1 protein-coding gene is annotated in these 278 nt (G+C 56.1%); it reads right to left on the bottom strand.

Annotation, left to right across the window (positions count from 1 at the left end; translation table 11 throughout):
• The coding region (locus tag RVY79_RS19295; protein WP_317466180.1) for a multicopper oxidase domain-containing protein at window positions 1–278 on the bottom strand (278 nt) is incomplete at both ends.

Raw genomic sequence — 278 nt, 5'->3', positions numbered from 1 at the left:
CGAGGAAACTGATCTGCTTGGATGGTTGAACGTTGATGGTGTGCTTACGGACGAGCGCTTGACGCTCCGTGTTTTCAAGCTCGCTGAACATCCCGTGCAGGTGCATAGGGTGATTCATCATGGTGTCATTAACGAGAGTGATCCGCAGCCGTTCGCCGTAGTACAGACGGATCGGCTCGGCCTCCGAGAACCTTTTGCCATCGAATCCCCAGATGAACCGTCGCATGTTGCCGGTCAGATGCAACACGATCTCGCGGCCCGGAGGCCGATCGTCATAG

Source organism: Chromohalobacter sp. HP20-39 (genome assembly GCF_033052815.1).
Classification (GTDB): Bacteria; Pseudomonadota; Gammaproteobacteria; order Pseudomonadales; family Halomonadaceae; genus Chromohalobacter.
Note: the sequence above shows the minus strand (reverse complement) of the source record. Positions and strands in the feature narration are given on the sequence as shown.